The sequence below is a fragment of the Streptomyces sp. F001 genome (genome assembly GCF_004187715.1).
Classification (GTDB): Bacteria; Actinomycetota; Actinomycetes; order Streptomycetales; family Streptomycetaceae; genus Streptomyces; species Streptomyces flavusporus.
Window position 1 is genome coordinate 522,161 of record NZ_QZWF01000004.1, and the last position, 25,191, is coordinate 547,351.

Annotated in this window: 16 protein-coding genes, 1 tRNA gene and 2 pseudogenes; 2 read left to right on the forward strand and 17 right to left on the reverse strand. The window is 71.5% G+C overall.

Annotated elements, in window-relative coordinates; genetic code table 11:
• Positions 1 to 60: 60 nt before the first annotated feature.
• Positions 61 to 1,019 (forward strand): annotated as a pseudogene (locus StrepF001_RS19665) (D-2-hydroxyacid dehydrogenase family protein).
• 391 nt (positions 1,020 to 1,410) lie between these two features.
• Here the strand turns inward: StrepF001_RS19665 and StrepF001_RS19670 are convergent.
• From StrepF001_RS19670 to bldG, 12 genes are all read right to left on the reverse strand, one after another.
• A tRNA-Thr gene (locus StrepF001_RS19670) sits at positions 1,411 to 1,487 on the reverse strand.
• A 109-nt stretch (positions 1,488 to 1,596) separates the two neighbouring features.
• Positions 1,597 to 3,201: an alpha/beta hydrolase gene (locus StrepF001_RS19675; RefSeq protein WP_129799531.1), complete on the reverse strand. Its 1,605-nt coding sequence runs from the start codon at positions 3,199 to 3,201 to the stop codon at positions 1,597 to 1,599.
• Between the two features lie 188 nt (positions 3,202 to 3,389).
• Positions 3,390 to 4,595, reverse strand: a complete 1,206-nt coding sequence (locus tag StrepF001_RS19680; protein ID WP_129799532.1) for a DNA polymerase III subunit delta' — start codon at positions 4,593 to 4,595, stop codon at positions 3,390 to 3,392.
• A gap of 96 nt (positions 4,596 to 4,691) precedes the next feature.
• Entirely contained in the window at positions 4,692 to 7,901 is a 3,210-nt protein-coding gene (tmk, locus tag StrepF001_RS19685) for a dTMP kinase (protein WP_129799533.1), read from the reverse strand.
• 137 nt (positions 7,902 to 8,038) lie between these two features.
• On the reverse strand, positions 8,039 to 10,861 hold the full coding sequence (topA, locus tag StrepF001_RS19690; protein WP_129799534.1) for a type I DNA topoisomerase: 2,823 nt from the start codon (positions 10,859 to 10,861) through the stop codon (positions 8,039 to 8,041).
• A gap of 251 nt (positions 10,862 to 11,112) precedes the next feature.
• Complete coding sequence (locus tag StrepF001_RS19695; protein ID WP_129799535.1) at positions 11,113 to 11,310, reverse strand: hypothetical protein; 198 nt, start codon at positions 11,308 to 11,310, stop codon at positions 11,113 to 11,115.
• Positions 11,311 to 11,474: 164 nt separating this feature from the next.
• Positions 11,475 to 13,691, reverse strand: coding sequence for a serine/threonine-protein kinase (locus StrepF001_RS19700; protein ID WP_129799536.1), 2,217 nt, complete (start codon positions 13,689 to 13,691; stop codon positions 11,475 to 11,477).
• Positions 13,692 to 13,950: 259 nt separating this feature from the next.
• A complete protein-coding gene (locus tag StrepF001_RS19705; protein WP_206306894.1) occupies positions 13,951 to 15,480 on the reverse strand; it encodes a class I SAM-dependent methyltransferase in 1,530 nt (509 codons plus the stop codon).
• A 65-nt stretch (positions 15,481 to 15,545) separates the two neighbouring features.
• Positions 15,546 to 16,136 carry a small secreted protein gene (locus tag StrepF001_RS19710; protein WP_129799538.1) on the reverse strand — a complete coding sequence of 197 codons (591 nt, stop codon included), beginning with the start codon at positions 16,134 to 16,136 and terminating at the stop codon, positions 15,546 to 15,548.
• 192 nt (positions 16,137 to 16,328) lie between these two features.
• Entirely contained in the window at positions 16,329 to 18,743 is a 2,415-nt protein-coding gene (locus StrepF001_RS19715; RefSeq protein ID WP_129799539.1) for a sodium-translocating pyrophosphatase, read from the reverse strand.
• Positions 18,744 to 19,056: 313 nt separating this feature from the next.
• Positions 19,057 to 19,497 carry an ATP-binding protein gene (locus StrepF001_RS19720; RefSeq protein ID WP_129799540.1) on the reverse strand — a complete coding sequence of 147 codons (441 nt, stop codon included), beginning with the start codon at positions 19,495 to 19,497 and terminating at the stop codon, positions 19,057 to 19,059.
• Between the two features lie 104 nt (positions 19,498 to 19,601).
• Positions 19,602 to 19,943 (reverse strand): anti-sigma factor antagonist BldG, encoded by a 342-nt coding sequence (gene bldG, locus StrepF001_RS19725; protein WP_024885807.1) that lies wholly within the window; start codon positions 19,941 to 19,943, stop codon positions 19,602 to 19,604.
• Positions 19,944 to 20,022: 79 nt separating this feature from the next.
• On the opposite strand from bldG, the gene StrepF001_RS19730 reads away from it, so the two are divergent.
• Positions 20,023 to 22,536: a DEAD/DEAH box helicase gene (locus StrepF001_RS19730; RefSeq protein WP_129799541.1), complete on the forward strand. Its 2,514-nt coding sequence runs from the start codon at positions 20,023 to 20,025 to the stop codon at positions 22,534 to 22,536.
• On the opposite strand, the pseudogene StrepF001_RS19735 reads toward StrepF001_RS19730, so the two are convergent.
• The 5 genes and pseudogenes from StrepF001_RS19735 to StrepF001_RS19755 all read right to left on the reverse strand — a co-directional run bounded on the left by StrepF001_RS19735 (position 22,442) and on the right by StrepF001_RS19755 (position 25,175).
• Positions 22,442 to 22,850 (reverse strand): annotated as a pseudogene (locus tag StrepF001_RS19735) (Rv3654c family TadE-like protein). The gene StrepF001_RS19730 and the pseudogene StrepF001_RS19735 sit on opposite strands and share 95 nt — an antisense overlap.
• Entirely contained in the window at positions 22,847 to 23,221 is a 375-nt protein-coding gene (locus StrepF001_RS19740) for a TadE family type IV pilus minor pilin (protein ID WP_165396305.1), read from the reverse strand. The pseudogene StrepF001_RS19735 and the gene StrepF001_RS19740 overlap by 4 nt, the downstream one beginning before the upstream one ends.
• Positions 23,208 to 23,417, reverse strand: coding sequence for a DUF4244 domain-containing protein (locus StrepF001_RS19745; RefSeq protein WP_129799543.1), 210 nt, complete (start codon positions 23,415 to 23,417; stop codon positions 23,208 to 23,210). Before StrepF001_RS19745 ends, StrepF001_RS19740 begins: the two co-directional genes overlap by 14 nt.
• A 115-nt stretch (positions 23,418 to 23,532) precedes the next feature.
• Positions 23,533 to 24,318 (reverse strand): type II secretion system F family protein, encoded by a 786-nt coding sequence (locus StrepF001_RS19750; RefSeq protein WP_129799544.1) that lies wholly within the window; start codon positions 24,316 to 24,318, stop codon positions 23,533 to 23,535.
• A complete protein-coding gene (locus StrepF001_RS19755) occupies positions 24,315 to 25,175 on the reverse strand; it encodes a type II secretion system F family protein (RefSeq protein WP_129799628.1) in 861 nt (286 codons plus the stop codon). The genes StrepF001_RS19750 and StrepF001_RS19755 overlap by 4 nt, the downstream gene beginning before the upstream one ends.
• Positions 25,176 to 25,191 lie beyond the last annotated feature (16 nt).

The window sequence follows — 25,191 nt, forward strand, 5'->3', positions numbered from 1 at the left end:
CCACGCGGGATCGCCCGCCACCCTTGGGTGAGACACCGACACCCCGGGGAGAGAACCGACATGCGATTCCGCTGCGCCGTGCTCGACGACCACCAGAACGTCGCGACCTCCGTCGCCGACTGGTCACCGGTGAGCGACCGGGTGGAGGTCGTCACCTTCTCCGAACATTTCACCACCGAGGACGAACTCGCCACGGCCCTCGCGGACTTCGACTTCGTGGTGACCCTGCGCGAACGCGTCCGTTTCCCGGCCTCTGTCCTGAACCGTCTCCCCCGCCTCAAGCTGCTGATCGCCTCGGGCATGCGCAACTCGGTGATCGACTACGCCGCCGCCCGCGCAGGCGACGTCACCGTGTGCGGCACGGAGAGCTCCTCCACTCCCCCGGTCGAACTCACCTGGGCCCTGCTGCTGGGTCTGACCCGCGGAATCGTCCAGGAGAACAACGCCCTGCGCGCCGGCGGCCCCTGGCAGTCGACGGTCGGCGCCGACCTGCACGGCCGCAGGCTCGGCCTGCTGGGCCTCGGCAAGATCGGCAGCCGGGTCGCCCGGATCGGCCTCGCCTTCGGCATGGAGGTCACCGCCTGGAGCCAGAACCTCACCGAGGACCGGGCGGACGAGGTCGGAGTGCACCGGTCCGCCACCAAGGAGGACCTCCTCACGACCAGCGACTTCGTCTCCGTCCACCTGGCCCTCGGCGACCGCACCCGTGGCCTGCTCGGCCCCGCCGAACTCGCCCTCCTGAAGCCGACCGCCTACCTGATCAACACCTCGCGCGCGGCGATCGTCGACCAGGACGCCCTGCTCACCGCCCTGCACGAGGGCCGCATCGCCGGCGCGGCCGTCGACGTCTTCGACACGGAACCCCTCCCCACCGACCACCCGATGCGCACGGCCCCCGCCTCCTGGCCACCCCCCACCTCGGCTACGTCACCCAGGCCAACTACGAGCGCTACTACGGCCAGGCCGTCGACAACATCCGTGCCTACCTCGCCGGAAACCCGGTACGCCTCCTCGGCTGACCCGCCCCCGCCATCTCACGCAGCCAGGGCTCGAGCCCGCTCAGCGGGACCGGAGGGCCACAACAGCAGCAACGGTGCCCCCGCAGGGGCAAGTCTCTTCAGGCTTCTGCACCTCTGTGGCCGGCCCCTGGCTCGGCCGGCGCGTACCCGGTGGTCCGGCCGGTCAAGTACCGCAGGGCGTGGCCGGGCAGACCGATCGCCCCGACCACACCGTCGGGCAGGAGGGGGCTCACCGAGCGGCGTTCCGGCCGCCGGTCAGAGAGAGACGCTGACGCCGGCCTGCTGGTACTGGCCACGGCGCCGAGGACCTCGTTCTGGGCGGCGGCGGTTGCGCATTCAATGTGCTGAACGAAAAAAGCCCAGCTCGGACCGTGTCTGAGCTGGGCTTCAGTGGAGCCGCCTTCGGGATTCGAACCCGAGACCTACGCATTACGAGTGCGTTGCTCTGGCCATCTGAGCTAAGGCGGCGCGCCGTCCGCACTATGGTGCGATCAGCAACGTCGGTAAGTCTACACAGATTCCGGCGGTGCTCCGTACCAGCCCCGGAGCCCGAGGATGCCGGGGCTGGTGACGTGCGTCATGAGCAGCGCTTTCCCTCCGCCGGAGGGGTGCCGCGCAGAAGGTACGCGTTGATCGTGCGGTCGATGCAGTCGCTGCCGCGGCCGTAGGCGGTGTGGCCGTCGCCCTGGTGGGTGAGGAGGCGGCCGGAGGAGAGCTGGCGGGACAGGGACTGGGCCCAGCGGTACGGGGTCGCCGGGTCCCGGGTGGTGCCGACCACGACGATCGGGGCGGCGCCCTTCGCCTCGATGCGCTTCGGCTCGCCGGTGGCCGCGACCGGCCAGTACGCGCAGTTCAGGGCGGCCCAGGCGAGGGTCTCGCCGAAGACCGGGGATGCCTTCTCGAAGGCGGGGAGCGACTCACGGACCTGGTCCGGGGTGTCGAAGGCGGGCGGGAGGTCCAGACAGTTCACGGCGGCGTTGGCGAACATCAGGTTCGAGTATTCGCCGTCGGGGTCCCGCTCGTAGTACGTGTCGGACAGGGCCAGCAGACCCGCGCCGTCGTTCTTCTTCATCGCCGAGGTCAGCGCCTCGCGCAAGTGCGGCCAGGCCGCCTCGTCGTACATCGCCGCGATCACGCCGGTGGTGCCGAGGGACTCGGTGAGCCTGCGGCCGTCCGCGTCGCCGGTGGGCAGCGGCCTCGCGTCGAGCTTGTCGAAGAACGCCTTCAGGTTGCGTCCGACCTGCTCCGGTGGCGTCCCCGGCTTGCCGAGAGGACAGTCGGTGTGCCGTACGCAGTCCTTCGCGAACGCGGTCAGCGCCGTCTCGAAGCCCGCCGTCTGGTCGAGGTTCAGCCGACGCGCGGGCAGCGACGGGTCCAATGCGCCGTCCAGGACGAGCCGTCCCGCCCGCTGCGGGAAGAGCCCGGCGTACGTCGCTCCGAGGAATGTGCCGTACGACGCCCCCACATACGTCAGCTTCTCGTCCCCGAGGACCGCCCGCAGGACGTCCATGTCCCGGGCCGCCTCGACTGTCGAGATGTGCCGCAGCAGCTCGGGCGAGTGCTTGCCGCACCCTTCCGCGAACTCCTTGTAGGCGTCCACGAGTCCGTCGACCTCCCGCTTGTCGTCGGGCGTGACGTCGGTCTGCGTGTACGTGTCCATCTCTCGCGCGTCGAGACACTCGACGGGCTCGCTGCGGGCGACACCGCGCGGATCGACCGCGACCAGGTCGTAGCGGGCGCGGACCTCCGCCGGGTAGCCGACACCGGCGTACGACTGGAGGTAGGTGATCGCGGAGCCGCCCGGTCCGCCCGGGTTCACCAGCAGCGAGCCCAGCCGTTTGCCCGGGCCTGTGGCCTTCTTGCGGGCCACGGCCAGCCGCACGTCGCCCTCGGCCGGCTCGGCGTAGTCGAGTGGCACGCGCAGGGTGGCGCACTCGAAGCCGGGGACACCGCAGGCACGCCATTTCAGCTTCTGCCCGTAGTACGGAGCCAGGTCGGACGGGGTGGCCCGGGGCAGCGCGGTCAGCTCCGCCGCCCCGGCCGCGGAGCTGGCCGAACTCGTCGAGCTCCCGGAGGAACAGGCGGAGAGGAACAGCGCCGCGACGGCGACGAGGGTGGCTCCGGTACGGGACCTGGCACTGAACATGGTCCTTGACCAGCGGTGGGTGCGCCTTGTGTACATTCAGCGAGCGTAACGCTGTGCGATGGATTGGGCACGGCGTGTACCGCTTGTGCCACGGACGAGTGCGGGCTGTCCCTCGAACGAGGTATGCGTCAACACGACGCCCACGGCAAAGGGCTTCACTCCGCCTGACCGGCACGCGCCAGGTGCGCCACCGCGGCCGGCCCACGGCTGGGCGGCCCGCCACGTCACCCCGATCTGAGCGCCATCGTCATCGCCTCCACGGCCAGCAGGGGCGCCATATTGCGGTCGAGGGCGTCGCGGCAGGCGGCGATCGCCTCGATGCGGCGCAGGGTGGACTCGGGGGAGCTGCCGCGGGCGAGCCGCTCCAGGGTGTCCTCGGCGTCCGTGTTGGCGAGCGCGATCCGGGAGCCGAGCTGGAGGGCGAGGACATCGCGGTAGAAGGCGGTGAGGTCGGTGAGCGCGAGGTCGAGGCTGTCACGCTGGGTACGCGTCCTGCGGCGCTTCTGCTTGTCCTCCAGCTCCTTCATCACGCCCGCCGTACCGCGCGGCATCCGGCCGCCCTGGGCCGCGCCCAGCGCTGCCTTCAGCTCCTCGGTCTCCTTGACGTCCATCTCCTCGGCGAGCTGCTTGGCGTCCTCCGCGGCCGCGTCGACCAGCTCCTGGGCGGCCTTGAAGCAGCCGCCGATGTCATCGATACGGAGCGGCAGCTTCAGCACGGTGGCCCGGCGTTCTCGGGCAGCCGGGTCGGTGGCGAGTCGGCGGGCCCGGTCCACATGCCCCTGCGTCGCACGGGCCGCCGCGGCCGCGACATCCGGTTCGACGCCCTCGCGTCGTACGAGCATGTCGGCGACGGCGTCCACGGAGGGCGTGCGCAGGTTCAGGTGGCGGCAGCGGGAGCGGATGGTGGGCAGGACGTCTTCGAGGGAAGGGGCGCACAGCAGCCAGACCGTGCGGGGGGCGGGCTCCTCGACGGCCTTGAGGACGGCGTTGGCGGACTTCTCGTTCAGCCGCTCGGCGTCCTCGACAAGGATCACCTGCCAGCGGCCGTTCGCCGGTGAGGTGAACGACTTGCGCACCGTGTCCCGCATGTCGTCGACGAGGATCTGAGCGCCCACGGCCACGACGGTGGTGACGTCGGCGTGGGTGCCGACCAGCGCTGTGTGACACCCGTCGCAGAAGCCGCAGCCGGGGGCGCCGCCCAGCGCGCGGTCGGGGCTCACGCACTGCAACGCGGCGGCGAACGCCCGCGCCACCTGCGTCCGCCCCGCCCCGGGCGGCCCGGTGAACAGCCAGGCGTGCGTCATTCTGGACGCCTCGGGCAGCGGGGCGTCGGCCGCGGCTGCGGTCACCAGGGCGTCGGCGTCCCGGGCAGCGGCGGTGAGCTGCTCGCTCACCTTCTCCTGCCCGACGAGGTCGTCCCACACGCTCATGGGTCACGCCGCCCTTCCGTCACACTTCGCGGTACGCCATCCATTGTGGGGGCGACCACTGACAACGGAGCCCGCGCCGGCCTCCACCCCCGCAGTTCAGCGGTCCCTGCCCCGCCCTCGACGGCCCTGCTCCTCGTCGTACGCGTCCTCGCGGGGCCCGAGCAGCTCATCCGCCAGGGTGGGCAGATCGTCCAGCGGGGTCTCCTCGGCCCAGTCCGGCCGCGGGCGCCGCTGGAGCGTCCCCTCGGCGTCGACCTGGGGCAGCTCCCGCGTACGGTCCTCACCGCCGTCCGGTCCGGCCCCCGGCCGCTCGTCCCGGAAGAATCCCGGCGGAACCCGGTCCACGGGGTCCTCGCCCGGCACGGGAGGCAGCACCGAGGTCTCGTCCTCGGCGCCGGGCGCCACCGGCGGCAGTACAGCCGTCTCGTCCGCGGCACCCACCGGCGGCAGTACAGCCGTCTCGTCCGCCGCGCCCTGAGGCGTGGGCGGCTGCGGCAGTTCGGCGGTCACCTCGGGGTCTGCGCCGGAGTCACCGGAGGGCTCGTCAGCCCCCGGCGTTTCGTCCCGTACCGGCCGCAGGACCGTCGTCTCCTCCAGCGGCCCGCCCGTGGGCTTCACGACCGGCGTCGGGACGGTCACCGCCTCCGGCGGGACCGGCGGCGTGGCCGGAACCGTCGGCTGCCGGGGGCCCGCCGCGGCCGCCGCAGCGGCCTGCTCGGCCGCCCGCCGGGCCTCCTCGGCCCGCAACAGCGCATCCTCGGCCTTGCGCTGCTTCTCCAGCCGGCGTTCCTCAGCCTCGGCCCGCAGCCGGGCCTCCTCCTCGGCCTGCCTGCGGCGCCGTTCCTCCTCGGCCTTGCGCCGGGCCTCTTCCTCGGCCCGCGCCTTCTCCTCGGCCAGGAGTCGCACCCGCTCCTCCTCCGCCCGGCGGCGCGCTTCCTCGGCCCGCTGCCGGGCCTCCTCCGCCTGCCGTTCGGCCTCGCGCCGCTGCGCCTCCTCCAGCTCGCGCCGCTTGCGCTCCTCCTCCTCGGCGCGCAACCGCTCGAGCTGCTCCTGGCGCTCGCGCTCCAGGCGCTCCTCCTCAGCCTTGCGGGCGGCTTCTTCCTCGGCCTTGCGGCGGGCCTCCTCCTCGGCCTTCTTCCGCGCCTCCTCCTGGGCCTTCACCTCGGCCTCGGACAGCGGCAGCATCTGGTCCAGCCGGGCCCGGATCACCGTCGTCACGGCCTCGGGCTCCTGCCCGGCGTCGACGACCAGGTACCGCCCGGGGTCGGACGAGGCCAGTGTCAGGAAACCGGACCGCACGCGCGTGTGGAACTCGGCCGGCTCCGACTCCAGCCGGTCCGGCGCCTCCGTGAACCGCTCCCGCGCGGCCTCCGGCGAAACATCCAGCAGAACGGTCAGGTGCGGCACGAGCCCGTGCGTCGCCCACCGGTTGATGCGGGCGATCTCGGTCGGGGACAGGTCACGGCCCGCGCCCTGGTACGCCACCGAGGAATCGATGTAGCGGTCGGAGATGACGACCGCGCCGCGCTCCAGCGCAGGCCGCACCACCGTGTCCACGTGCTCGGCGCGGTCCGCCGCATACAGCAGCGCTTCCGCCCGGTGCGAGAGCCCGGCGCTCGACACGTCCAGCAGGATCGACCGCAGCCGCTTGCCCACCGGGGTCGCCCCGGGCTCGCGGGTCAGCACGACCTCGTGGCCCTTGGCCCTTATCCACTCGGCGAGCGCCTCGGCCTGGGTGGACTTTCCGGCACCGTCGCCGCCTTCCAGGGCGATGAAGAAACCGGAGGGCGTCGGAGCCTGCACCGGGTCATCACCGCCGAGCAGCGCGTCCCGCAGGTCGTGCCGCAGCGGTACGCCGGAGCGGTCGTCGAGTTTGGCCAGCACCAGCGCGGCCACCGGCAGCAGCAGCGCGCCGACCAGCATCAGCGTGAACGCCGCCCCGCCGTGCGCGAACACGAACTTGCCGTTCTCCAGCCGGTGCGGCCCGATCAGCGCCGCCACCAGGGGCGCGATCAGCGCGCCGAGCGCCACACAGACCCGTACCACCGCGTGCAGGTGCTCAGTGGTCCGGGCCCGCCGGAAGTCCTCGGCCTCCTGGTCGAGGAGCGCATGCCCGGTATTGGCGGCCATGCCCGCGCCGATGCCGGCCAGCGCGCCGATCAGCAGCACGCTGGTGACGTCCGGGACGAGCCCGGCGGCCAGCAGCGCCACGCCGGTGAAGGCGATCGCCAGCGCGAGCATCCGGCGCCGCGACAGCGACGTCAGCACCTTCGGTGCCGTACGGATGCCGACGGCGACACCGCCGGTCAGCGCGAGCACCAGCAGCCCGTACGTCACCGGGCCGCCGCCCAGGTCCTTGGCGTGCAGCACGGCGACGGCCACAGCGGCGGCGACCGCTCCGGCAACAGCGGCGCAGGCGAGCACCAGCAGCGGGATCGCGCCGGTGCGGCCCTTGTCGGCACCCGTGCCCGTCCTCGGGCGGCGCAGTCCCTCGAGCGGCGACCGCGCGCGGGGGGTACGTGTGCCGGGCAGCTCCAGGAAGGTCAGGACGGACAGGGACGCGGCGAACAGACCGGCCGCGACGTACGACCCGAGGGCCGCCTGGTGCTGGCCGAACCAGTCGATCCCCGCGCCCAGCAGATTGTTGAACAATCCCGCGACCACAAGCGCGGCACCCGCAAGGGGGACCGTCACGAAGGTGGTGCGCAGCGACAGGCGGCGCAGCGCGTCCATGTGGTCCGGCAGCGGTCGTACGGTCGCGCCCTCCGGGGGCGGGGCCGGCAGCAGCGCGGGGGCGGCGCTTTCGCGGCAGACCGTCCAGAAGCGCTCGGCGACACCGGTGACGAAGACGGTCACCAGGAGCACGGCGAGAGCGTCCTGGGGCATCCAGTCGATCCACAACGGCGCGACGATCAGCAGCGCGGCCCGCAGACCGTCCGCGCCGACCATGGTCCAGCGCCGGTCCAGCGGGCCGTCCTGGGAGGTGAGCGCGGTGAGCGGGCCGAGGAGCACGGCTCCGAAGAGCAGCGTCGCAAGGATGCGCACCCCGAACACGGTCGCCACTGCGAACGCCACGCCCCGGTAACCCCCGCCGAACGACCCCTCGGCGATCGCCGCCTGGAGGACGAGGACGACCAGCACGAGAAGCGCGAGGACGTCACCGACCCCGCTCACCAGCTGCGCGCTCCACAACCGCTTCAGTTGCGGTCGGCGCAGCAGCGCACGGACGGCACGCTCGCGGGAGTCCGCGACCAGCGTGTCGTCGGGGGCGGGGTGATGGGCCGTTGGTTGCTCGGCTCGCGTCATGCGTTCAGCCTATCGGGCCGCACCGACACTCCCGTGCGCATGCCCGAACGTCCGCACGCCCCGACACCGAAATGATGCCGGGGCGTTCGTTTCGCGAATCCGCGGTGAGGGGCGGCCCGTTGACGGCCGGCCTCGGTTCAGTCGTCCGACGCCGTCTTCGAAGCCGTCGCCTTCTTGGCGGCCGTCTTCTTGGCCGTCGTGGTCTTCTTCGCGGCGGTCGTCTTCTTGGCTGCGGTCTTCTTCGCGGCCGTCGCCTTCTTCGCAGGAGCCTTCTTCGCGGCCGCCTTCTTGGCCGTCTTCTTGGCGGGCCCCTTCGCACGCTTCTCGGCGAGCAGTTCGAAACCGCGCTCCGGGGTGATCGTCTCGACACTGTCGCCGGAGCGCAGGGTCGCGTTGGTCTCGCCGTCGGTGACGTACGGGCCGAAGCGGCCGTCCTTGACGACGACCGGCTTGCCGCTGACCGGGTCCTCGCCCAGCTCCTTCAGCGGCGGCTTCGCGGCCGCACGGCCACGCTGCTTCGGCTGGGCGTAGATCGCCTGCGCCTCCTCCAGCGTGATCGTGAAGAGCTGGTCCTCGGACTGCAGCGACCGCGAGTCCGTGCCCTTCTTCAGATACGGGCCGTAGCGGCCGTTCTGCGCGGTGATCTCGACGCCGTCCGCGTCGGTGCCGACGACCCGCGGAAGCGACATCAGCTTCAGCGCGTCCTCAAGCGTCACCGTGTCCAGCGACATCGACTTGAACAGCGAGGCCGTACGCGGCTTGACGGCGTTCTTGCCCGTCTTCGGGGTGCCCTCGGGCAGCACCTCGGTGACGTACGGACCGTAGCGGCCGTCCTTGGCGACGATCGTGTGGCCGGTCTCCGGGTCCGTGCCCAGCTCGAAGTCGCCGCTCGGCTTGGCGAGCAGCTCCTCCGCGAGTTCGACGGTGAGCTCGTCCGGCGCCAGGTCGGACGGGATGTCGGCGCGCTGGTGGCCCTCGGAGTCCTTCTCACCGCGCTCGATGTACGGCCCGTAGCGGCCGACGCGCAGCACGATGTCGTTGCTCACCGGGAACGAGGACACCTCGCGCGCGTCGATCGCTCCCAGGTCGGTCACCAGCTCCTTGAGGCCGCCGAGGTGGTCCCCGTCGCCGTTGCCGGCGTCCGCGGCACCGCCCGCCCCCGTGCCTTCGCCGAAGTAGAACCGCTTCAGCCACGGCACGGCCTGCGCCTCGCCGCGCGCGATGCGGTCGAGATCGTCCTCCATCTTCGCGGTGAAGTCGTAGTCGACGAGCCGCCCGAAGTGCTTCTCCAGAAGGTTGACCACGGCGAAGGACAGGAAGGACGGGACGAGTGCCGTGCCCTTCTTGAACACATAGCCGCGGTCGAGGATCGTGCCGATGATCGACGCGTACGTCGACGGGCGGCCGATCTCGCGCTCTTCCAGCTCCTTGACCAGCGAGGCCTCGGTGTAGCGGGCCGGGGGCTTGGTGGCGTGCCCGTCGACCGTGATCTCCTCGGCCGACAGCGGGTCGCCCTCGCCGACCTGCGGCAGTCGGCGCTCGCGGTCGTCCAGCTCGGCGTTCGGGTCGTCGGCGCCCTCGACGTAGGCCTTCAGGAAGCCGTGGAAGGTGATCGTCTTGCCGGACGCGCTGAACTCGACGTCCCGGCCGTCGGCCGCGGTGCCGCCGATCTTCACCGTGACGGAGTTGCCCGTCGCGTCCTTCATCTGGGAGGCGACCGTCCGCTTCCAGATCAGCTCGTACAGCTTGAACTGGTCACCGGTCAGGCCCGTCTCGGCCGGCGTACGGAAGCGATCACCCGAGGGACGGATCGCCTCGTGCGCCTCCTGCGCGTTCTTGACCTTTCCCGCATACGTCCGCGGCTGCGGCGGCAGGTAGTCGGCGCCGTACAGCTGCGTGACCTGGGCGCGGGCGGCGGCGATCGCCGTGTCGCTCAGCGTCGTGGAGTCCGTACGCATGTACGTGATGTAGCCGTTCTCGTACAGCTTCTGCGCGATCTGCATCGTGGCCTTCGCGCCGAAGCCGAGCTTACGGCTGGCCTCCTGCTGCAGCGTCGTCGTACGGAACGGGGCGTACGGCGAGCGGCGGTACGGCTTGGACTCGACGGACCGGACGGAGAACCGGGTGTCCTCCAGGGCGGCGGCGAGGGCGCGGGCGTTCGCCTCGTCGAGGTGGAGGGTGTTCGCGCTCTTGAGTTGTCCCAGGGAGTCGAAGTCGCGGCCCTGCGCAACCCGCCTGCCGTCGACGGTCTGGAGGCGGGCGACCAGCGACGACGGATCCGACGAGTCTCCCGCGCGGCCGGTCGCAAAGGTGCCCGTCAGGTCCCAGTACTCAGCCGAACGAAACGCGATGCGCTCGCGTTCCCGCTCCACCACGAGCCGGGTCGCGACCGACTGGACGCGGCCGGCCGACAGGCGCGGCATGACCTTCTTCCACAGGACCGGCGAGACCTCGTAGCCGTAGAGGCGGTCGAGGATGCGGCGGGTCTCCTGGGCGTCGACCAGCTTCTGGTTGAGCTGGCGCGGATTGGCCACGGCCTCCCGGATCGCGTCCTTGGTGATCTCGTGGAACACCATGCGCTTGACCGGGATCTTCGGCTTGAGGACCTCCTGGAGGTGCCAGGCGATGGCCTCGCCCTCCCGGTCCTCATCGGTGGCGAGGAAGAGCTCGTCGGAGTCCTTCAGCAGGTCCTTGAGCTTCTTGACCTGTGCCTTCTTGTCAGCGTTGACCACATAGATCGGCTGGAAGTCGTGCTCGACGTCCACACCGAGGCGCCGGACCTCACCGGTGTACTTCTCCGGCACCTCCGCGGCGCCGTTGGGGAGGTCGCGGATGTGCCCGACGCTCGCCTCGACGACGTATCCGGGGCCGAGATAGCCCTTGATCGTCTTCGCCTTGGCAGGCGACTCGACGATGACGAGTCGGCGGCCGCCCTGTGCGGTCTCGCTGGTCGGGGACAACTTCGCTCTTCTCTCCGGTCGACGCTGGGCCTCCCCAGGCCTTGCTCCCGGGGTCGGGACACCTTTCACGGCTGACGCTGCGGAGTGTGACGGTACATCCCGCCCCCGTGTCAAACGGGAAAAGCCCACAACGGCCACTCGAACGGTAACCCGACTACCGCCATTCCTGCCGCCCGGAGTGTCCACCGATCTGATCCGCCGTTCCGGAGCGTGATCTCTCAATTACTCAGGTGAACGCACCGTCGGCGGCCTCAGAAGCGGGTGAAGCACCACGTCCCGAGGGCCAGCGCGATCACCGCGACGACGCTCGCGACGGTCGCCGATGCGACGGGACTCACACCCTGGGCGACGGGCTCGCGCCGGTGCACCCGGGTCGCCGTCCACACCAGCAGCCCGCCTCCGAACAGGGCGAACACCAGTCCCGCGAAGATCGCCGGTCCGCTCTCCATGGCTCCCCGTGCCCCTTTTCTCCCGTTCGCGAGTGCGCAGTCCCCGGAGGTTGACACGCGCAGGCTGCGCCCAGGCGAACCTGACGTGAACGCGGGGCCGACGGACCTGTGCATCCACCTTCGGCCGGCCCCGGGCATATTTTTTCGGCCGATTTCGGCTGATCTCAGACTTCGCCGGGCGTCGGTATCTTTCCGGTCGTCTTCTTGTCGTCGATCCGGCTCACGGTGCACACGACCTTGTTGAAGCCGGCCTCCCAGTCCTCCTCGTCGGCCACCCAGCCGTAGACGGTCCGCTCCGCACCGGGCGCCCAGGTGGATTCGAACTTGTTCTCGCACAGCTCGGTCGCGTTGTCGCTGCCCTTGGCATAGCTCATGCTCGCGGGGGCCTGCACGGTCCCGATGACCTGTTCCGTGTGCGGCTTGTCGCAGTCGGTGAGAGGCGCCTCGTAGCCGTCGTCCAGTTCCTTGTAGGTCCAGCAGTCGCCGATGCTCATCTGGCCGACCCACAGGTCCGTGCCCGCGTCGCGGAACCGGCCCACTTCGCCGCCTATCGCGGCATGACGGCCGAGTACGAGACATGCCGTACCACTGCCCGCCGCGGTGAAGCCCTCCTCGGTCGGCACCACGGCGTAGACGTCCGCGTCCGGCAGCGCGTCGACGACCGTGCGGCTCTGCTCCTCGCACCGTTTCGCGCCGCCGGCGCGCGCGTCGGCGTGGTCCGTGGCCGTCTCGATACTCAGGACCTGGCCGTCCGGCCAGTCCTCGGCGCAGTCGACCACGCCGAGGTTCGGGGACGACTTGAACGGCGCCCCCGTCCAGACCGCCTGCACACAGTCGCCGGCTTCCAGCGGCCTGGTCAGGCCGACCACGTCCCCGTACGGCAGCACGGGCTCGGTCGGCGACGGCGACCCCTTCGTGCTGGGCGACGGCGACTTGCCCGCCGCGTTGTCGACACCGTTCTTGTCTCCGCCGGTCAGCGAGACGGCCGCCCAGGTGCCGCCGGCGATCACAAGGACGCCGGCGACGACGAGGGCGACGAGCGCGAGGCGCTTCCGGGCGCCTTTGGGTACCGGTGCCGACGGCCCGTCGCCGCCGCGACCGGGGCCGGCCTGCCCCCCGGAACCGCCCGTGTACGTCGGGGAACCGCTGCCCGCCGCGTACGGCGGCTGCCCGCCGCCGACGTAGAGGGAGCCGGGCGCCTGCGCGTAGGGGTTGCCCCGGTCGTAGGGACCCGGCGGGGCGGGCGGTGGCCAGGCGCCGTGCGCCGACCCACCAGGTGTGTCCGCGCCGCCGTCCTGGGCGCCGGACCCCGGCGTGTCCGGGCCCCAGCCGCCGCCAGGAGTGTTCGGCGTCGGTGGCGCGCCCGGCGTCTGCGGAGCCGACGGCGTACCAGGATTCCCGGGACCGCCCGCACCCCCCGCGGGAGGCGGTCCGAACGCCCCCGGCGGCGGGCCGAAGGCGCCGGCTCCCGCCAACGCGCCCGCGGCCTGCCCTGCGGGACCGGCATCCGGCGTCCCCTGTGCCACGCGCTCCAGGCTGCGCGCGACCACGTCCGGCGCGGACCTGCGCAGCGGGTCCTTGACCAGCAACCCGTGCAGGACGGGCGCCAGTTGGCCCGCACGGGCCGGCGGCGTCGGTTCCTCCCCGAGCAGGGCCGTCAGAATCGCGTACTCGTCATCGCGGTCGAAGGGGCCGCGCCCCTCCACGGCGGTGTACAGCGTGGCGCCCAGGGAGAACAGGTCGGCGGCCGGGGTGGGCGGCTCACCGCGGGCACGCTCGGGGGCGAGGTAGCCGGGGGTGCCCAGGATGCCCGCGGTCGCGGTGATCCTGGGCTCGCGCGATCCCGGCTGCAGCGCGATGCCGTAGTCGGTGAGCAGCACGCGCGCGTACGGGTCGCCGGAAGAGTTGGGGGCCAGAAGGATGTTGGCCGGTTTCACATCCCTGTGGAGGATGCCGATACGGTGCCCGGTGTTGAGCGCGTCGAGCACGGCAAGGCCGATACGGGCCACCTGCGCGGGCGGCAGCGGGCCCGAACTCCGGATCACCGCCTGCAGATCGACCGCGTCGGGCACGTACTCCATGACGATCCACGGCAGTCCTTCGTGCTCCACCACGTCGCGCACCGTCGCCACATGGGGATGACCGCGCAGGCGTGCCGCGTGCCGGGCCTCGCTGCGGGCCCGTGCGATGCGCTGGGCGGGCTCGCTCGCGTCCATCGGCACATCCGGAAGCGCGATCTCCTTCATCGCGACTTCGCACGCCAACTCCTCGTCGTGCGCGAGCCACACGCGGCCCATGCCGCCCGCGCCGAGTGTGCGCAGCAGTCGGTACCGGCCGTTGATGACCCGGCCCTCGCCCTGGTCCGGCGTCTCCCCCGCCATCACGCCTCCCCCGAGACAGCGCGCCTCCCCCGAGGACGCGTCCGAGTCTGTCTCTCGAAGGTAGCTTCGCACGCGCCACTGACAGGAGACCTTCACAGGATCAATCCCTGAAGATCTGCTCGCACCAAGTCCATGCGCCTCATGAGCCACTCAAACCTCAGAGGCAACACGCCAAGCAACTCACGCACGCCGTCACTCCCGGCGTACGCCCCACCCTCACGCGCCCCGAGCCGGGCGTACAACACCCCCCGGCCGACGATCACCCCGCCGGTTCAAGGAACCCCTGTTCCACCAGCAACCGAATCTGCGCCGGCGTCCGATCCCGCAGCAACACCGGGTCCTCACCCACCAGTTGGGCGATGGCGTCCAGGATCCGGCCCGCGGTCAGGGAGCCGTCGCAGACACCCGCGAAGCCCGCACCGACCGTGTCCACCTTCGTGGCCCGGCGCATACCGCGGTTCTGACGCAGCACCACGTGTTCCGGGTCCTCGGCGCCGGGGAGCCCGACCTGCTCCTGGACGACCTCCGCAGCGAGCCGGAAGCGCTCTTCGAGCAGGGCGGCGTCATCGCGTGCCCGCAGGTAGTCGAGGCGTTCGAAGTGCGCCCGGACCGTGTCACCGAGCGGCTGCTCGACCGGATGCGGCCACTCCTCCACGGTGATCGAGGGCACCGCGGCTCCCGACTTGCGCAGGGTGATCCAGCCGAACCCCACGGCCTTCACCTTGCGCGCCTCGAACTCGTCCAGCCAGGCGTCGTACCGCGCCTCGTACTCGGCCACGTCACCGCGGTGGTCGCCCGCATCCCGCAGCCACAGCTCGGCGTACTGCGTGACGTCCTGCACCTCGCGCTGCACGATCCACGCGTCGCACCCGCGTGGCACCCACGACCGCAGCCGCTCCTGCCAGTCCTCCCCCTCCACGTGCTGCCAATTGGCGAGGAACTGCGCGAATCCGCCCCTGTTCAGGCGGGCGCCCGTCTGTTGAACGAGCGAGCGGCACAGATCGTCCCCACCCATTCCGCCGTCGCGGTACGTCAGCCGGGCGCCGGGAGAGATCACGAAGGGCGGATTGGACACGATCAGGTCGTACTTCTCGTCGTCCCGGAGCGGCTCGAAGAGCGATCCCTCGCGCAGGTCCGCGGCAGGGGCGCCGGACAGCGCGAGCGTGAGCGCGGCGATGTGCAGCGCGCGCGGATTCACATCGGTCGCCGTCACGCGCGTGGCGTGCCGGGCGGCGTGCAGGACCTGAATGCCGGAGCCGGTGCCCAGGTCGAGGGCCGAGGCCACGGGCGTGCGGACGGTGAGGCCGGCCAGGGTGGTGGAGGCACCGCCCACTCCCAGGACGACGCCTTCGTCCCGCCGTCCGATCCCCCCTGCGCCGCCGACCGCGCATCCCAGGTCGGACACGATGAACCAGTCCTCGCCGTCCAGGCCGCCGTACGGCCGTACGTCCACGGTCGCGGCGAGCTCGTCCCCGCCGACCCGCGTGAGCCACCCGCTCTCCAGGCACTCGGCGACGGGCAGAACCCCCTCCACGCGCGCGTGCGGCACGGGCTGCTGGAGCAGGAACAGCCGTACGAGCATCTCCAGCGGCGTGTCCCCGCGGGTCGCCCGGAGTGCGGGCACGGTCTCGCCGCGGGCCAGCGCCGCGTACGCGGGGGCGCCGAGCAGTTCGAGCAGTCCGTCGGCGGTGAAGGCGGCCCCGAGCAGGGCGTCGCGCAGCCGAGCGGTGACGTCGGGACGGTCGGCGGAGGGCAGCGGGGAGAGGCTGGCGTTACTCACACCCCCCATTGTGACCACCTCGGACGGTCACCGCGCACGGCTCACCGCGGTGACGCAGCGGCGGCAGGCGAACGTCAGCCCTGCGTCACGGACGGCGAGGCGGATGCGCCCTGGCAGCTCTCCTGCTGGGCCATCGCCTGTCCGACCTCGCCCTCCTCCAGAGTCCTGAGCGCGTCGTTGCCGCTCTGGCTGAGCTTGTCCAGCTCGGTGGCGATGTCCTTGAGGCCGTCGGCGAACTTGGCCTGGTCCTTGGTGTCGAGCGCGTCGACCTGCTTCCTCAGGGAGGCGTACGACGAGGAGATGCCGTTGAGCTCCTTGACCGCGTCCTGCTGCTTCTTCTCACCGTTCTCGACGTCCGGCGGGCCGGCCTTGTTCACGGCGGTCCCGATCGCCTTGTAGGCGTCGGACATGTCCTGGAAGGCCTGCGCGTCGGTCTTCTGGACCTCCGCCGGCGTGCTGCTGTCCGAGGTCTCCTTCTGGATCGCGGCGTTCGCGGCCGCGATCTTCTTCGCCTGCGGCTGCACGGCGTCGCAGACCTGCTTGGCCCAGGCATCCAGCTTCTCGTTGCCGTCGTCGCCGCCGCATCCCGACAGCGCCAGTACCAGTACCGCACCGCCGGACAGTGCGGCCGCGAGCTTCTTGTTCACCGGATTGGTCCCTTCCATGGCTCTCGGCCCCGGAACATACACGCCAAGCGGGCGACAACCGCATGACGAGCGTCCAATATGACCATAATTACGCCATTCGCGCCAGGAGAGAGAAGGCTCACGGCGAGAGCGTGGACACAGCGGGGCGGGCGGGCGACGCGTCAACACGCGCCTCCCGCCCGCCCTTTGAGCCGGGACTTGTCCGACAGCCTACGAAACCACCGCAGTGTCGGCCGACTTGGAGCTCCGGTCGGGCTCTTCGTCCCCCATGGCGATGCCGCGCCGCTTGGAGACGTACACCGCGCCGACGATCACCACAAGGGCGAGCACCGCGACCAGAATCCGTACGCCGAGGTTCTCGTCCTCGCCGTAGCTGAACTTGATGACGGCGGGCGCGATGAGCAGCGACACCAGGTTCATCACCTTCAGCAACGGGTTGATCGCGGGACCGGCGGTGTCCTTGAACGGGTCGCCGACCGTGTCACCGATCACCGTCGCGGCGTGCGCCTCGCTGCCCTTGCCGCCGTGGTGGCCGTCTTCGACGAGCTTCTTGGCGTTGTCCCAGGCGCCGCCGGAGTTGGCGAGGAACACCGCCATCAGTGTGCCGGCCCCGATCGCGCCCGCCAGATAGGCGCCCAGAGCGCCGACGCCGAGCGTGAAGCCGATGAAGATCGGCGCCATGACCGCGAGCAGACCCGGCGTGGCCAGCTCCCTGAGCGCGTCCCTCGTACAGATGTCGACGACTTTTCCGTACTCCGGTTTCTCGGTGTAGTCCATGATCCCGGGCCGCTCACGGAACTGCCGCCGCACCTCGAACACCACCGAACCCGCTGACCGCGACACCGCATTGATCGCCAGCCCGGAGAAGAGGAAGACGACCGCCGCGCCCGCGATGAGGCCGACGAGGTTGTTGGGCTGCGAGATGTCCATCGCCAGCGTCATCGGCGAACCCTCGCCGCTGAGCTTCTCGCCCACGTCCCGCGCGCCCGTGGTGATCGCGTCGCGGTACGAGCCGAAGAGCGCCGACGCCGCCAGGACGGCGGTGGCGATGGCGATGCCCTTGGTGATGGCCTTGGTGGTGTTGCCCACCGCGTCCAGGTTGGTGAGCACCTGTGCGCCCGCGCCCTCGACGTCCCCGGACATCTCGGCGATGCCCTGGGCGTTGTCGGAGACCGGCCCGAAGGTGTCCATGGCGACGATCACGCCGACCGTGGTGAGCAGACCGGTGCCGGCCAGCGCGACCGCGAACAGCGCCAGCATGATCGACGTACCGCCGAGCAGGAAGGCTCCGTAGACGCCGAGGCCGATCAGCAGAGCGGTGTAGACGGCCGATTCGAGGCCGACCGAGATACCGGCGAGGACGACGGTGGCAGGGCCGGTGAGCGAGGTCTTGCCGATGTCCTTCACCGGGCGCCGGTTGGTCTCGGTGAAGTAGCCGGTGAGCTGCTGGATCACGGCGGCGAGCAGGATGCCGATCGCCACCGCGACGAGCGCCAGGATCCGCGGGTCGCCGTCCTTGGCCCGGATCGCGGCGTCGGTGACGCCGTCGAGGTCGGCGTACGACGACGGCAGATAGACGAACACGGCGATCGCCACCAGGACGAGCGAGATCACCGCGGAGACGAAGAAACCGCGGTTGATCGCGCTCATCCCGCTGCGGTCGGCGCGGCGCGGCGCCACGGCGAAGATGCCGATCATCGCGGTGACCACACCGATCGCGGGGACGAGCAGCGGGAACGCCAGTCCGGCGTCGCCGAAGGCCGCCGTGCCCAGGATCAGCGCGGCCACCAGGGTGACGGCGTACGACTCGAAGAGGTCGGCCGCCATCCCGGCACAGTCGCCGACGTTGTCGCCCACGTTGTCGGCGATGGTCGCGGCATTGCGCGGATCGTCCTCCGGAATGCCCTTCTCGACCTTGCCGACCAGGTCGGCGCCGACGTCGGCGGCCTTGGTGAAGATGCCACCGCCGACACGCATGAACATGGCGATGAGTGCGGCCCCGAGGCCGAAGCCCTCGAGCACCTTCGGCGCGTCGGCCGTGTACACCAGCACCACGCAGGAGGCGCCCAGCAGACCGAGCCCCACCGTGAACATGCCGACGACGCCGCCCGTACGGAAAGCGATCTTCATGGCTTTGTGCGAGACGAGGGTGAGATCCTTTTCCGGCTCGCCCTCCGCCGGAGTCGCTTCCCGGGCCGCCGCGGCGACCCGCACGTTACTGCGTACGGCGAGCCACATGCCGATATATCCGGTGGCTGCCGAGAACGCCGCGCCGATCAAGAAGAACACCGATCGTCCGGCGCGCTGATTCCAGTCGTCCGCGGGCAGCAGCATGAGCAGGAAGAACACGACAACGGCGAATACGCCGAGCGTGCGCAGCTGTCGGGCCAGATAGGCGTTCGCGCCTTCCTGGACGGCCGCTGCGATCTCCTTCATGCTGTCGGTGCCCTCGCCCGCCGCGAGCACCTGGCGCAACAGCACGCCGGCGACCACGAGCGCAGCCAACGCGACGGCCGCGATGACCATCACCATGACGCGGTTGTCGTCGGTCAGCACTGCGGCTGCGAAGGTTGTGGTGTGGTCTGCGGTGTGGTCCAACCGATGAGGGGTAGAAAGCCCCGCCATTCGTCCTCCTTGACGCTTGGGCTGAGCTCAAGATGTGGACGGATTGTAGGGAGCCGGACCTGATCAAAACAGGGCGCGGCAAACGGAATTTGCCTTCACATGCTCTGGAGCAAATGATCGCAGGAGACCGCGGAACCCGAAAGTCGTAATGCCCCAGACTCGTTGGACGCTTGATCGAATTCACCCCCTGATCAAGGCCACGGAGCAGCGATTGATCGTGAATTCCTTCACGAATTACGGTGCCCTTTGCGAAAAAACACCCGAGGGCCCTGCTCAGCAGGGCCCTCGGGTGTACGGCTGTTCGGGTTGTGTGTCAGGGGAGCGGCGCGGCCGGCGGCGGAGTGGTCGGCCATGTCATACGGATCAGGCCGCCGTGCTCCCCGGTGGAAACCTCCACATCGTCGACCAGGCCGCTGATGACGGCGAGGCCCATCTCATCCTCCTCGGCCTCCGCATCGGGGTCGTCGACGGCGGCTCCGGGTTCTCCGTCCCTGGGGGCGGCGTGCGGCACCTCGTCGCCGACCTCGATGGAGAACTGTTTCTCCTCTTCGATCAGCGCCACCTTCACCGGCGCCGTGATCCCGCTGCTCTGGTGCAGGCCCACGGCACGGGAGCAGGCCTCGCCGACAGCGAGCCTGACCTCGTCGAGGACGGCCTCGTCCACCCCGGCCCTGCGCGCCACTGCCGCCGCCACCAGTCGGGCGGTCCTGACATGCTCGGGCAGCGCACTGAAGCGGAGTTCGACGGTGGCCATGCATCCCCCTCGGAGCTACGGGCGTGCTGTCAGGGGGCCGGGCCGCCGACAGCCCAGCCCCCGTCTTCAACTCTTCCGCCCGGGCACACGGCCCGGTGCGGCGATCAGTCGGTGGCCGCCACCGCTTCCTCGACCGAGGTGTGAATCGGGAACACCTTGGTGAGGCCGGTGATACGGAAAATCTTGAGAATGCGCTCCTGGTTGCAGACCAGGCGCAGTGAGCCCTCATGGGCCCGCACTCGCTTCAGGCCGCCGACCAGCACGCCGAGCCCGGTGGAGTCGAGGAAGTCCACGCCCTCCATGTCGACGACGAGGTGGAAACTGCCGTCGTTCACCAGCTCGACCAGCTGCTCGCGCAGCTTGGGCGCGGTATATACGTCGATTTCGCCACCGACCCTGACGATCGTGCGATCGCCGATGGTCTCGGTCGACAGGGACAGGTCCACGGATCCTCCAGCACCTTGCTATCGAGCGGTCGTCCTCGGGACATCTCGGCAGAGCCCCCTGGACGGTTCGCCAGCCGCGATGGCATTCAATCACTTACCGGCAGGCGTGCACGACGCCTTGGACCCATTGTCCGTCACGCCGGTGACACACTCGGTGCCGATGGCCAAGAATCACCGATCCGATCGAACCCCGACGGACACCGCCTCCCGCCCCGCGCCGGGCACGGTCCTGGACCGGCTCGCCTCGGGGCCGAGCCGGGCTTCGCGCATCACTCATACGGAGCACTTGCCCCCGCGGGCGGGCCGCCATGCAGTCTGGCCCGACCGGATCCGCTCCGAGGTCATCGCGGCGGTGCAGGCCGCGGGCATCGAACACCCCTGGGCCCACCAGGCCCGGGCGGCCGAGCACGCCCTGGACGGCGACTCGGTCGTCGTCGCCACCGGCACGGCGTCGGGCAAGTCCCTGGCCTACCTCGTCCCCGTCCTCTCGACGCTCCTGGACGGCTCGGCGGCTCCGAACGGCCGCGGCGCCACGGCCCTCTATCTGGCCCCCACGAAGGCACTTGCGGCGGACCAGTGCCGAGCCGTGAAGGAACTTTCACATCCCCTGGGCCAGGCAGTACGGCCGGCCGTGTACGACGGCGACACCCCGTTCGAGGAACGCGAGTGGATCCGCCAGTACGCCACGTACGTCCTCACCAACCCCGACATGCTGCACCGCGGCATATTGCCGTCCCACCCACGCTGGGCCTCCTTCCTGAAGTCGCTGAAGTACGTCGTCATCGACGAGTGCCACACCTACCGCGGCGTCTTCGGCTCGCACGTCGCCCAGGTGCTGCGCAGGCTGCGCAGACTGTGCGCGCGCTACGGCGCGTCGCCGGTCTTCCTGCTGGCCTCCGCGACCGCCGCCGAGCCCGCCGTGGCCGCCGGCCGCCTCACCGGCCTTCCGGTGGTGGAGGTGGCCGACGACGCCTCCCCGCGCGGTGAGCTGGTGTTCGCCCTCTGGGAGCCCCCGCTCACCGAGATGCGGGGCGAGAAGGGCGCGCCGGTACGGCGCACGGCGACCGCCGAGACGGCCGACCTGCTCACCGACCTCACCGTGCAGGGCGTGCGCTCCGTCGCCTTCGTACGCTCACGGCGAGGCGCCGAGCTGATCTCCGTGATCGCCCAGGAGCGGCTCGCAGAGATCGACCGCTCGCTGTCCCGGCGCGTGGCCGCGTACCGCGGCGGCTACCTCCCGGAGGAGCGCCGTGCCCTGGAGCGCGCCCTGCACTCCGGCGAGCTCCTCGGACTGGCCGCGACCACCGCCCTGGAGCTGGGCGTCGACGTCTCGGGCCTGGACGCGGTCGTGATCGCCGGTTATCCCGGTACGCGCGCGTCCCTGTGGCAGCAGGCCGGCCGGGCGGGCCGCTCGGGCCAGGGCGCCCTGGCCGTCCTGGTCGCCCGTGACGACCCACTGGACACGTTCCTGGTCCACCACCCAGAGGCCCTGTTCGACCAACCGGTGGAATCCACCGTCCTCGACCCCGACAACCCCTACGTCCTCGCACCCCACCTGTGCGCCGCCGCCGAGGAGCTCCCCCTGGTCGAGGACGACCTGGAGCTGTTCGGCCCTGCATGCGCAGAGCTGCTCCCGCAACTGGAGGCCGCGAAGCTGCTGCGCCGCCGGACGAAGGCCTGGCACTGGACCCGTCGGGAGCGGGCGGCCGACCTGGCCGACATCCGCGGCGAGGGCGGCCGACCCGTCCAGATCGTCGAGGCCGGCACCGGCCGGCTGCTGGGCACGGTGGACGCCGGCGCCGCGCATACGACCGTGCACGAGGGCGCCGTCCACCTCCACCAGGGCCGTACGTATCTGGTCCGCTCCCTCGACCTGGACGACTCGGTCGCCCTGGTCGAGGAGGCCAACCCGCCGTACTCGACGGTCGCCCGCGACACGACGTCGATCTCCGTGCTGGAGACGGACGTCGAGATCCCCTGGGGCGAGGGCCGCCTGTGCTACGGCTCCGTGGAGGTCACCAACCAGGTCGTCTCCTTCCTCCGCCGCCGCCTCATCACCGGCGAGGTCCTGGGCGAGACCAAACTCGACCTCCCTCCTCGTGCGCTCCGCACACGCGCGGTGTGGTGGACGCTCACCGACGACCAGCTGGACGAGGCCCGCATCAGCCCGGAGATCCTCGGCGGCGCGCTGCACGCCGCCGAGCATGCGTCCATCGGCATGCTGCCGCTGTTCGCGACCTGCGACCGCTGGGACATCGGCGGCGTGTCCGTCCCGCTGCACCCGGACACGCTCCTGCCGACGGTCTTCGTGTACGACGGCCACCCCGGCGGCGCGGGCTTCGCGGAGCGCGCCTTCCGCACCGCCCGCGCCTGGCTCACCGCCACCCGCCAGGCCATCGCCTCCTGCGAGTGCGACGCCGGCTGCCCGTCCTGCATCCAGTCCCCCAAGTGCGGCAACGGCAACGATCCGCTGCACAAACGGGGAGCAGTGCGGCTGCTCACGGTGCTGTTGCGGGGGGCGCCCGAGGGGAAGGCGGGGGAGCCGGAAGGTCCGTCGGCGGGACCGGCCCCGCAGGACCCGCCCGCGCCCTGATCTCCGCACGCCAACGAACGCCCCCGCCCGGCCGCCGCTGTCACGTCCGAGACCTCACCCACGAGCACGCACCTCACCAGCCGTGTGCCCTGCGCCCGCGCCACCCGGTCCGCCCGGGCGCAGGCCGCCGTGCTGCCCTGCGCCCAGTGGTCCGCCGCGGCGAGGGCCGCGAGGTCCGCGCCGCCGGCCGCGCGATGCCGGGTCACGACGGCCTGCCCCAGAGCGAGTACGACGCCGAACACCACACACAGGACAGCGATCGCACCGACGCTCCAGACGGTGGCGGACCCGCGGTCCGATTCACCGCCCCTCATCCGCCCGCCTCCGCCGTCTCCTCGGCGGCCGCGACGGCCTCCTCCCGCACCTCGTAGGACAGACTGCCCAGCGCCGGTGCCTCGGCCACCACCACGACCCGGACCTGATCGCCCTCCCGGCTGAGCGTGACCTTCGCCCCGGGCGGGGCAGCCTCACGAGCCACTTCGACGACCGCGTCGTGCGGGTCCTGCCGGGCCGCCGCACGGGCGCCCGTCCGTGCCGCGTCCACGCACTGGATCTGCGCGGCCACGACGAGCAGTCCCCACACCAGCCCCATCGCGAACATCACCAGCACGGGCAGCACCACGGCCGCTTCCGCCGTCACGAACCCCTGGTCCGCGCACCGCGCACGCCGCTCACATCCGCGCATCGAGGGCATCCTTCACGATCTCCTGCAGCTCCGCGCTGACCTGCCCGCTCGTCACCACCTTGTAGAGGAGCACCGCGAAGGCCACCGCCGCGACGATTCCCACCGCGTACTCGGAGGTGACCATTCCGGCCTCCTTCCGCCCGCCGCGCATCCCGCACACCAGGGCGCGCACACGCGCCTGCACTGCCTTGTTCATCTCAACCCCCGTGAGGTTCCGTGCCGTTGATCGCTTGCCGATCATTGGTTGAGCGCTCAGCGCTCACTGCTGTGGTCAATTGCTGTCCGCCGTACGTCCACACCCTCGCCGCCCCTCAACCACCACCCCCTCCCAGCACCCCGCCCGCCAGCCCGATCACCAGGGGCAGCACGCCGACCGCGATGAACGAGGGCAGGAAGCACAACCCGACGGGAGCGGTGACCATGACGGCCGCCCGCCGGGCCCGAGCCGTCGCGGTGCGGGACCATTCGGCGCGGGCGTCCGCGGCGATCTTTGCGACGGGTCCGGCCGCGGGGAGCCCGGAGACGCCGGCCTGTTCCAGCAGCCGTGCCAGGGCGGCGGCGCCCGGTGTCGCGGCCAACCTCCGCCAGGCTTCGGCCGGTTCGCCGCCGAGCCGTACCTCCGCCGCACCCCGGGCGAGCGCCTCCCCGACGGGGCCGCCCAGGGCCTCACCGACGGCCTGTGCGGCGATCGCCGGACCGGCGCCGGCCGCGATGCAGGCCGCCAACAGATCTGCGGCGAGCGGAAGTTGCCGGGCGGCCGTATGGGCTTCGGACTCCTCACTCCGGTCCGGCACGGCTCGCCGGTGACGCCACCGCCACAACCCGACCGCACCGACGAGTCCCACGAGGGCACCTGCGCCCCCACCGACCAGGACCCATCCGGTGCCCACCACACCGACCGTCGGCCACCACCGCCGCACCACGCCCACCACCTCGAATCGCGGGCCGGCGACCGTGGTGTCCAGGGCCAGCAGTCCGGCCAGCCGCCGCCGTACCCGGCGTTCCCGCCGCGCGACCTCCATCCGCCGCAGCAACCACGCCAGGACCAGCGCGACCCCCAGGGCCGCCCCCAGCCTGTGGACAACGTCCGCGCTCATGTCGACTCGGCTCCCTTCACGATCCGCAGCGCCCACCACAACCCCACGCCCTCCAGCACCCCGCCGATCAGCAGGCAGCCCAGCCCGGCGCCGGTGTGCAACAGGACGTGCAGCGGGTCTGCGCCCAACGCGGCGCCGAGGAGCAGGCCGAGGGCGGGCAGCGCGGCGAGCATCACCGCCGTGGCGCGGGAGCCGGACAACTGGGCGCGCAGCTCGGCACGTTGGTCCCGTTCGGCGCGCAGCGCCGCTTCGAGCCGGTCGAGCCCGGCCGCGAGGCCCGCGCCCCGGTCCACAGCGACCCGCCAGCACGCCGCGAGGCCCAGCAGCCCGTCGGCCCCCGGCTGCCGTGCCGCGGCCGCCAGCGCCCCCGGCACGTCCCCGCCGAACCGCGCCGCCGCCAGCACGGCTGTCTGCGCGTCCCCGAGCCCTCCGGAGTCACGCGCGGCCCTCAGCAACGCCTGTCCCGGCTGCCGTCCGGCCCGCACCTCGCCGGCGAGCGTCCCGCACAGCACGATCACCTCGTCCGCCCGGCGCTCCCGTGTCCGTCGCGCCTCCCCGGCCAGCCGTGCCCGGCGCAACAGTGGCACTCCGGCCGCCCCCGCGACGACCGGCAGCACCGACGCCCCCAGCACCGCGAGCACCGCACCGGCGACCACCGCCCACCACTCGGTCTGCAGCCGCCCCCGCACCCGCCGCAGCTCGCCGGCCAGCCGCCGCCACCCGGGAGGCCCACTGCCCACCACCCCGCCGTCGGCAAGCAGCAGTTGCGCCCGCCGCGCTCCGGAATACCGGCCACCCATCAGCCACACCGCCGCCCCGGCACACACGACGGCCGCGCTCAACGCCGTCTCACCCATACCGTTCACCGCCCTT

Excerpts from the sequence above, each read along its gene's own strand:
- StrepF001_RS19710 (WP_129799538.1), bottom strand. The coding sequence starts at position 16,136 with ATGGAAGGGACCAATCCGGTGAACAAGAAGCTCGCGGCCGCACTGTCC.
- StrepF001_RS19740 (WP_165396305.1), bottom strand. The coding sequence starts at position 23,221 with ATGCGCGGATGTGAGCGGCGTGCGCGGTGCGCGGACCAGGGGTTCGTG.
- tmk (WP_129799533.1), bottom strand. The coding sequence starts at position 7,901 with ATGACGCGAGCCGAGCAACCAACGGCCCATCACCCCGCCCCCGACGAC.
- StrepF001_RS19750 (WP_129799544.1), bottom strand. The coding sequence starts at position 24,318 with ATGAGCGCGGACGTTGTCCACAGGCTGGGGGCGGCCCTGGGGGTCGCG.
- StrepF001_RS19705 (WP_206306894.1), bottom strand. The coding sequence starts at position 15,480 with ATGGGGGGTGTGAGTAACGCCAGCCTCTCCCCGCTGCCCTCCGCCGAC.
- StrepF001_RS19730 (WP_129799541.1), top strand. The coding sequence starts at position 20,023 with ATGGCATTCAATCACTTACCGGCAGGCGTGCACGACGCCTTGGACCCA.
- StrepF001_RS19695 (WP_129799535.1), bottom strand. The coding sequence starts at position 11,310 with ATGGAGAGCGGACCGGCGATCTTCGCGGGACTGGTGTTCGCCCTGTTC.
- StrepF001_RS19680 (WP_129799532.1), bottom strand. The coding sequence starts at position 4,595 with ATGAGCGTGTGGGACGACCTCGTCGGGCAGGAGAAGGTGAGCGAGCAG.
- StrepF001_RS19715 (WP_129799539.1), bottom strand. The coding sequence starts at position 18,743 with ATGGCGGGGCTTTCTACCCCTCATCGGTTGGACCACACCGCAGACCAC.
- StrepF001_RS19720 (WP_129799540.1), bottom strand. The coding sequence starts at position 19,497 with ATGGCCACCGTCGAACTCCGCTTCAGTGCGCTGCCCGAGCATGTCAGG.
- StrepF001_RS19675 (WP_129799531.1), bottom strand. The coding sequence starts at position 3,201 with ATGTACACAAGGCGCACCCACCGCTGGTCAAGGACCATGTTCAGTGCC.
- StrepF001_RS19700 (WP_129799536.1), bottom strand. The coding sequence starts at position 13,691 with ATGGCGGGGGAGACGCCGGACCAGGGCGAGGGCCGGGTCATCAACGGC.
- StrepF001_RS19755 (WP_129799628.1), bottom strand. The coding sequence starts at position 25,175 with ATGGGTGAGACGGCGTTGAGCGCGGCCGTCGTGTGTGCCGGGGCGGCG.
- StrepF001_RS19745 (WP_129799543.1), bottom strand. The coding sequence starts at position 23,417 with ATGAACAAGGCAGTGCAGGCGCGTGTGCGCGCCCTGGTGTGCGGGATG.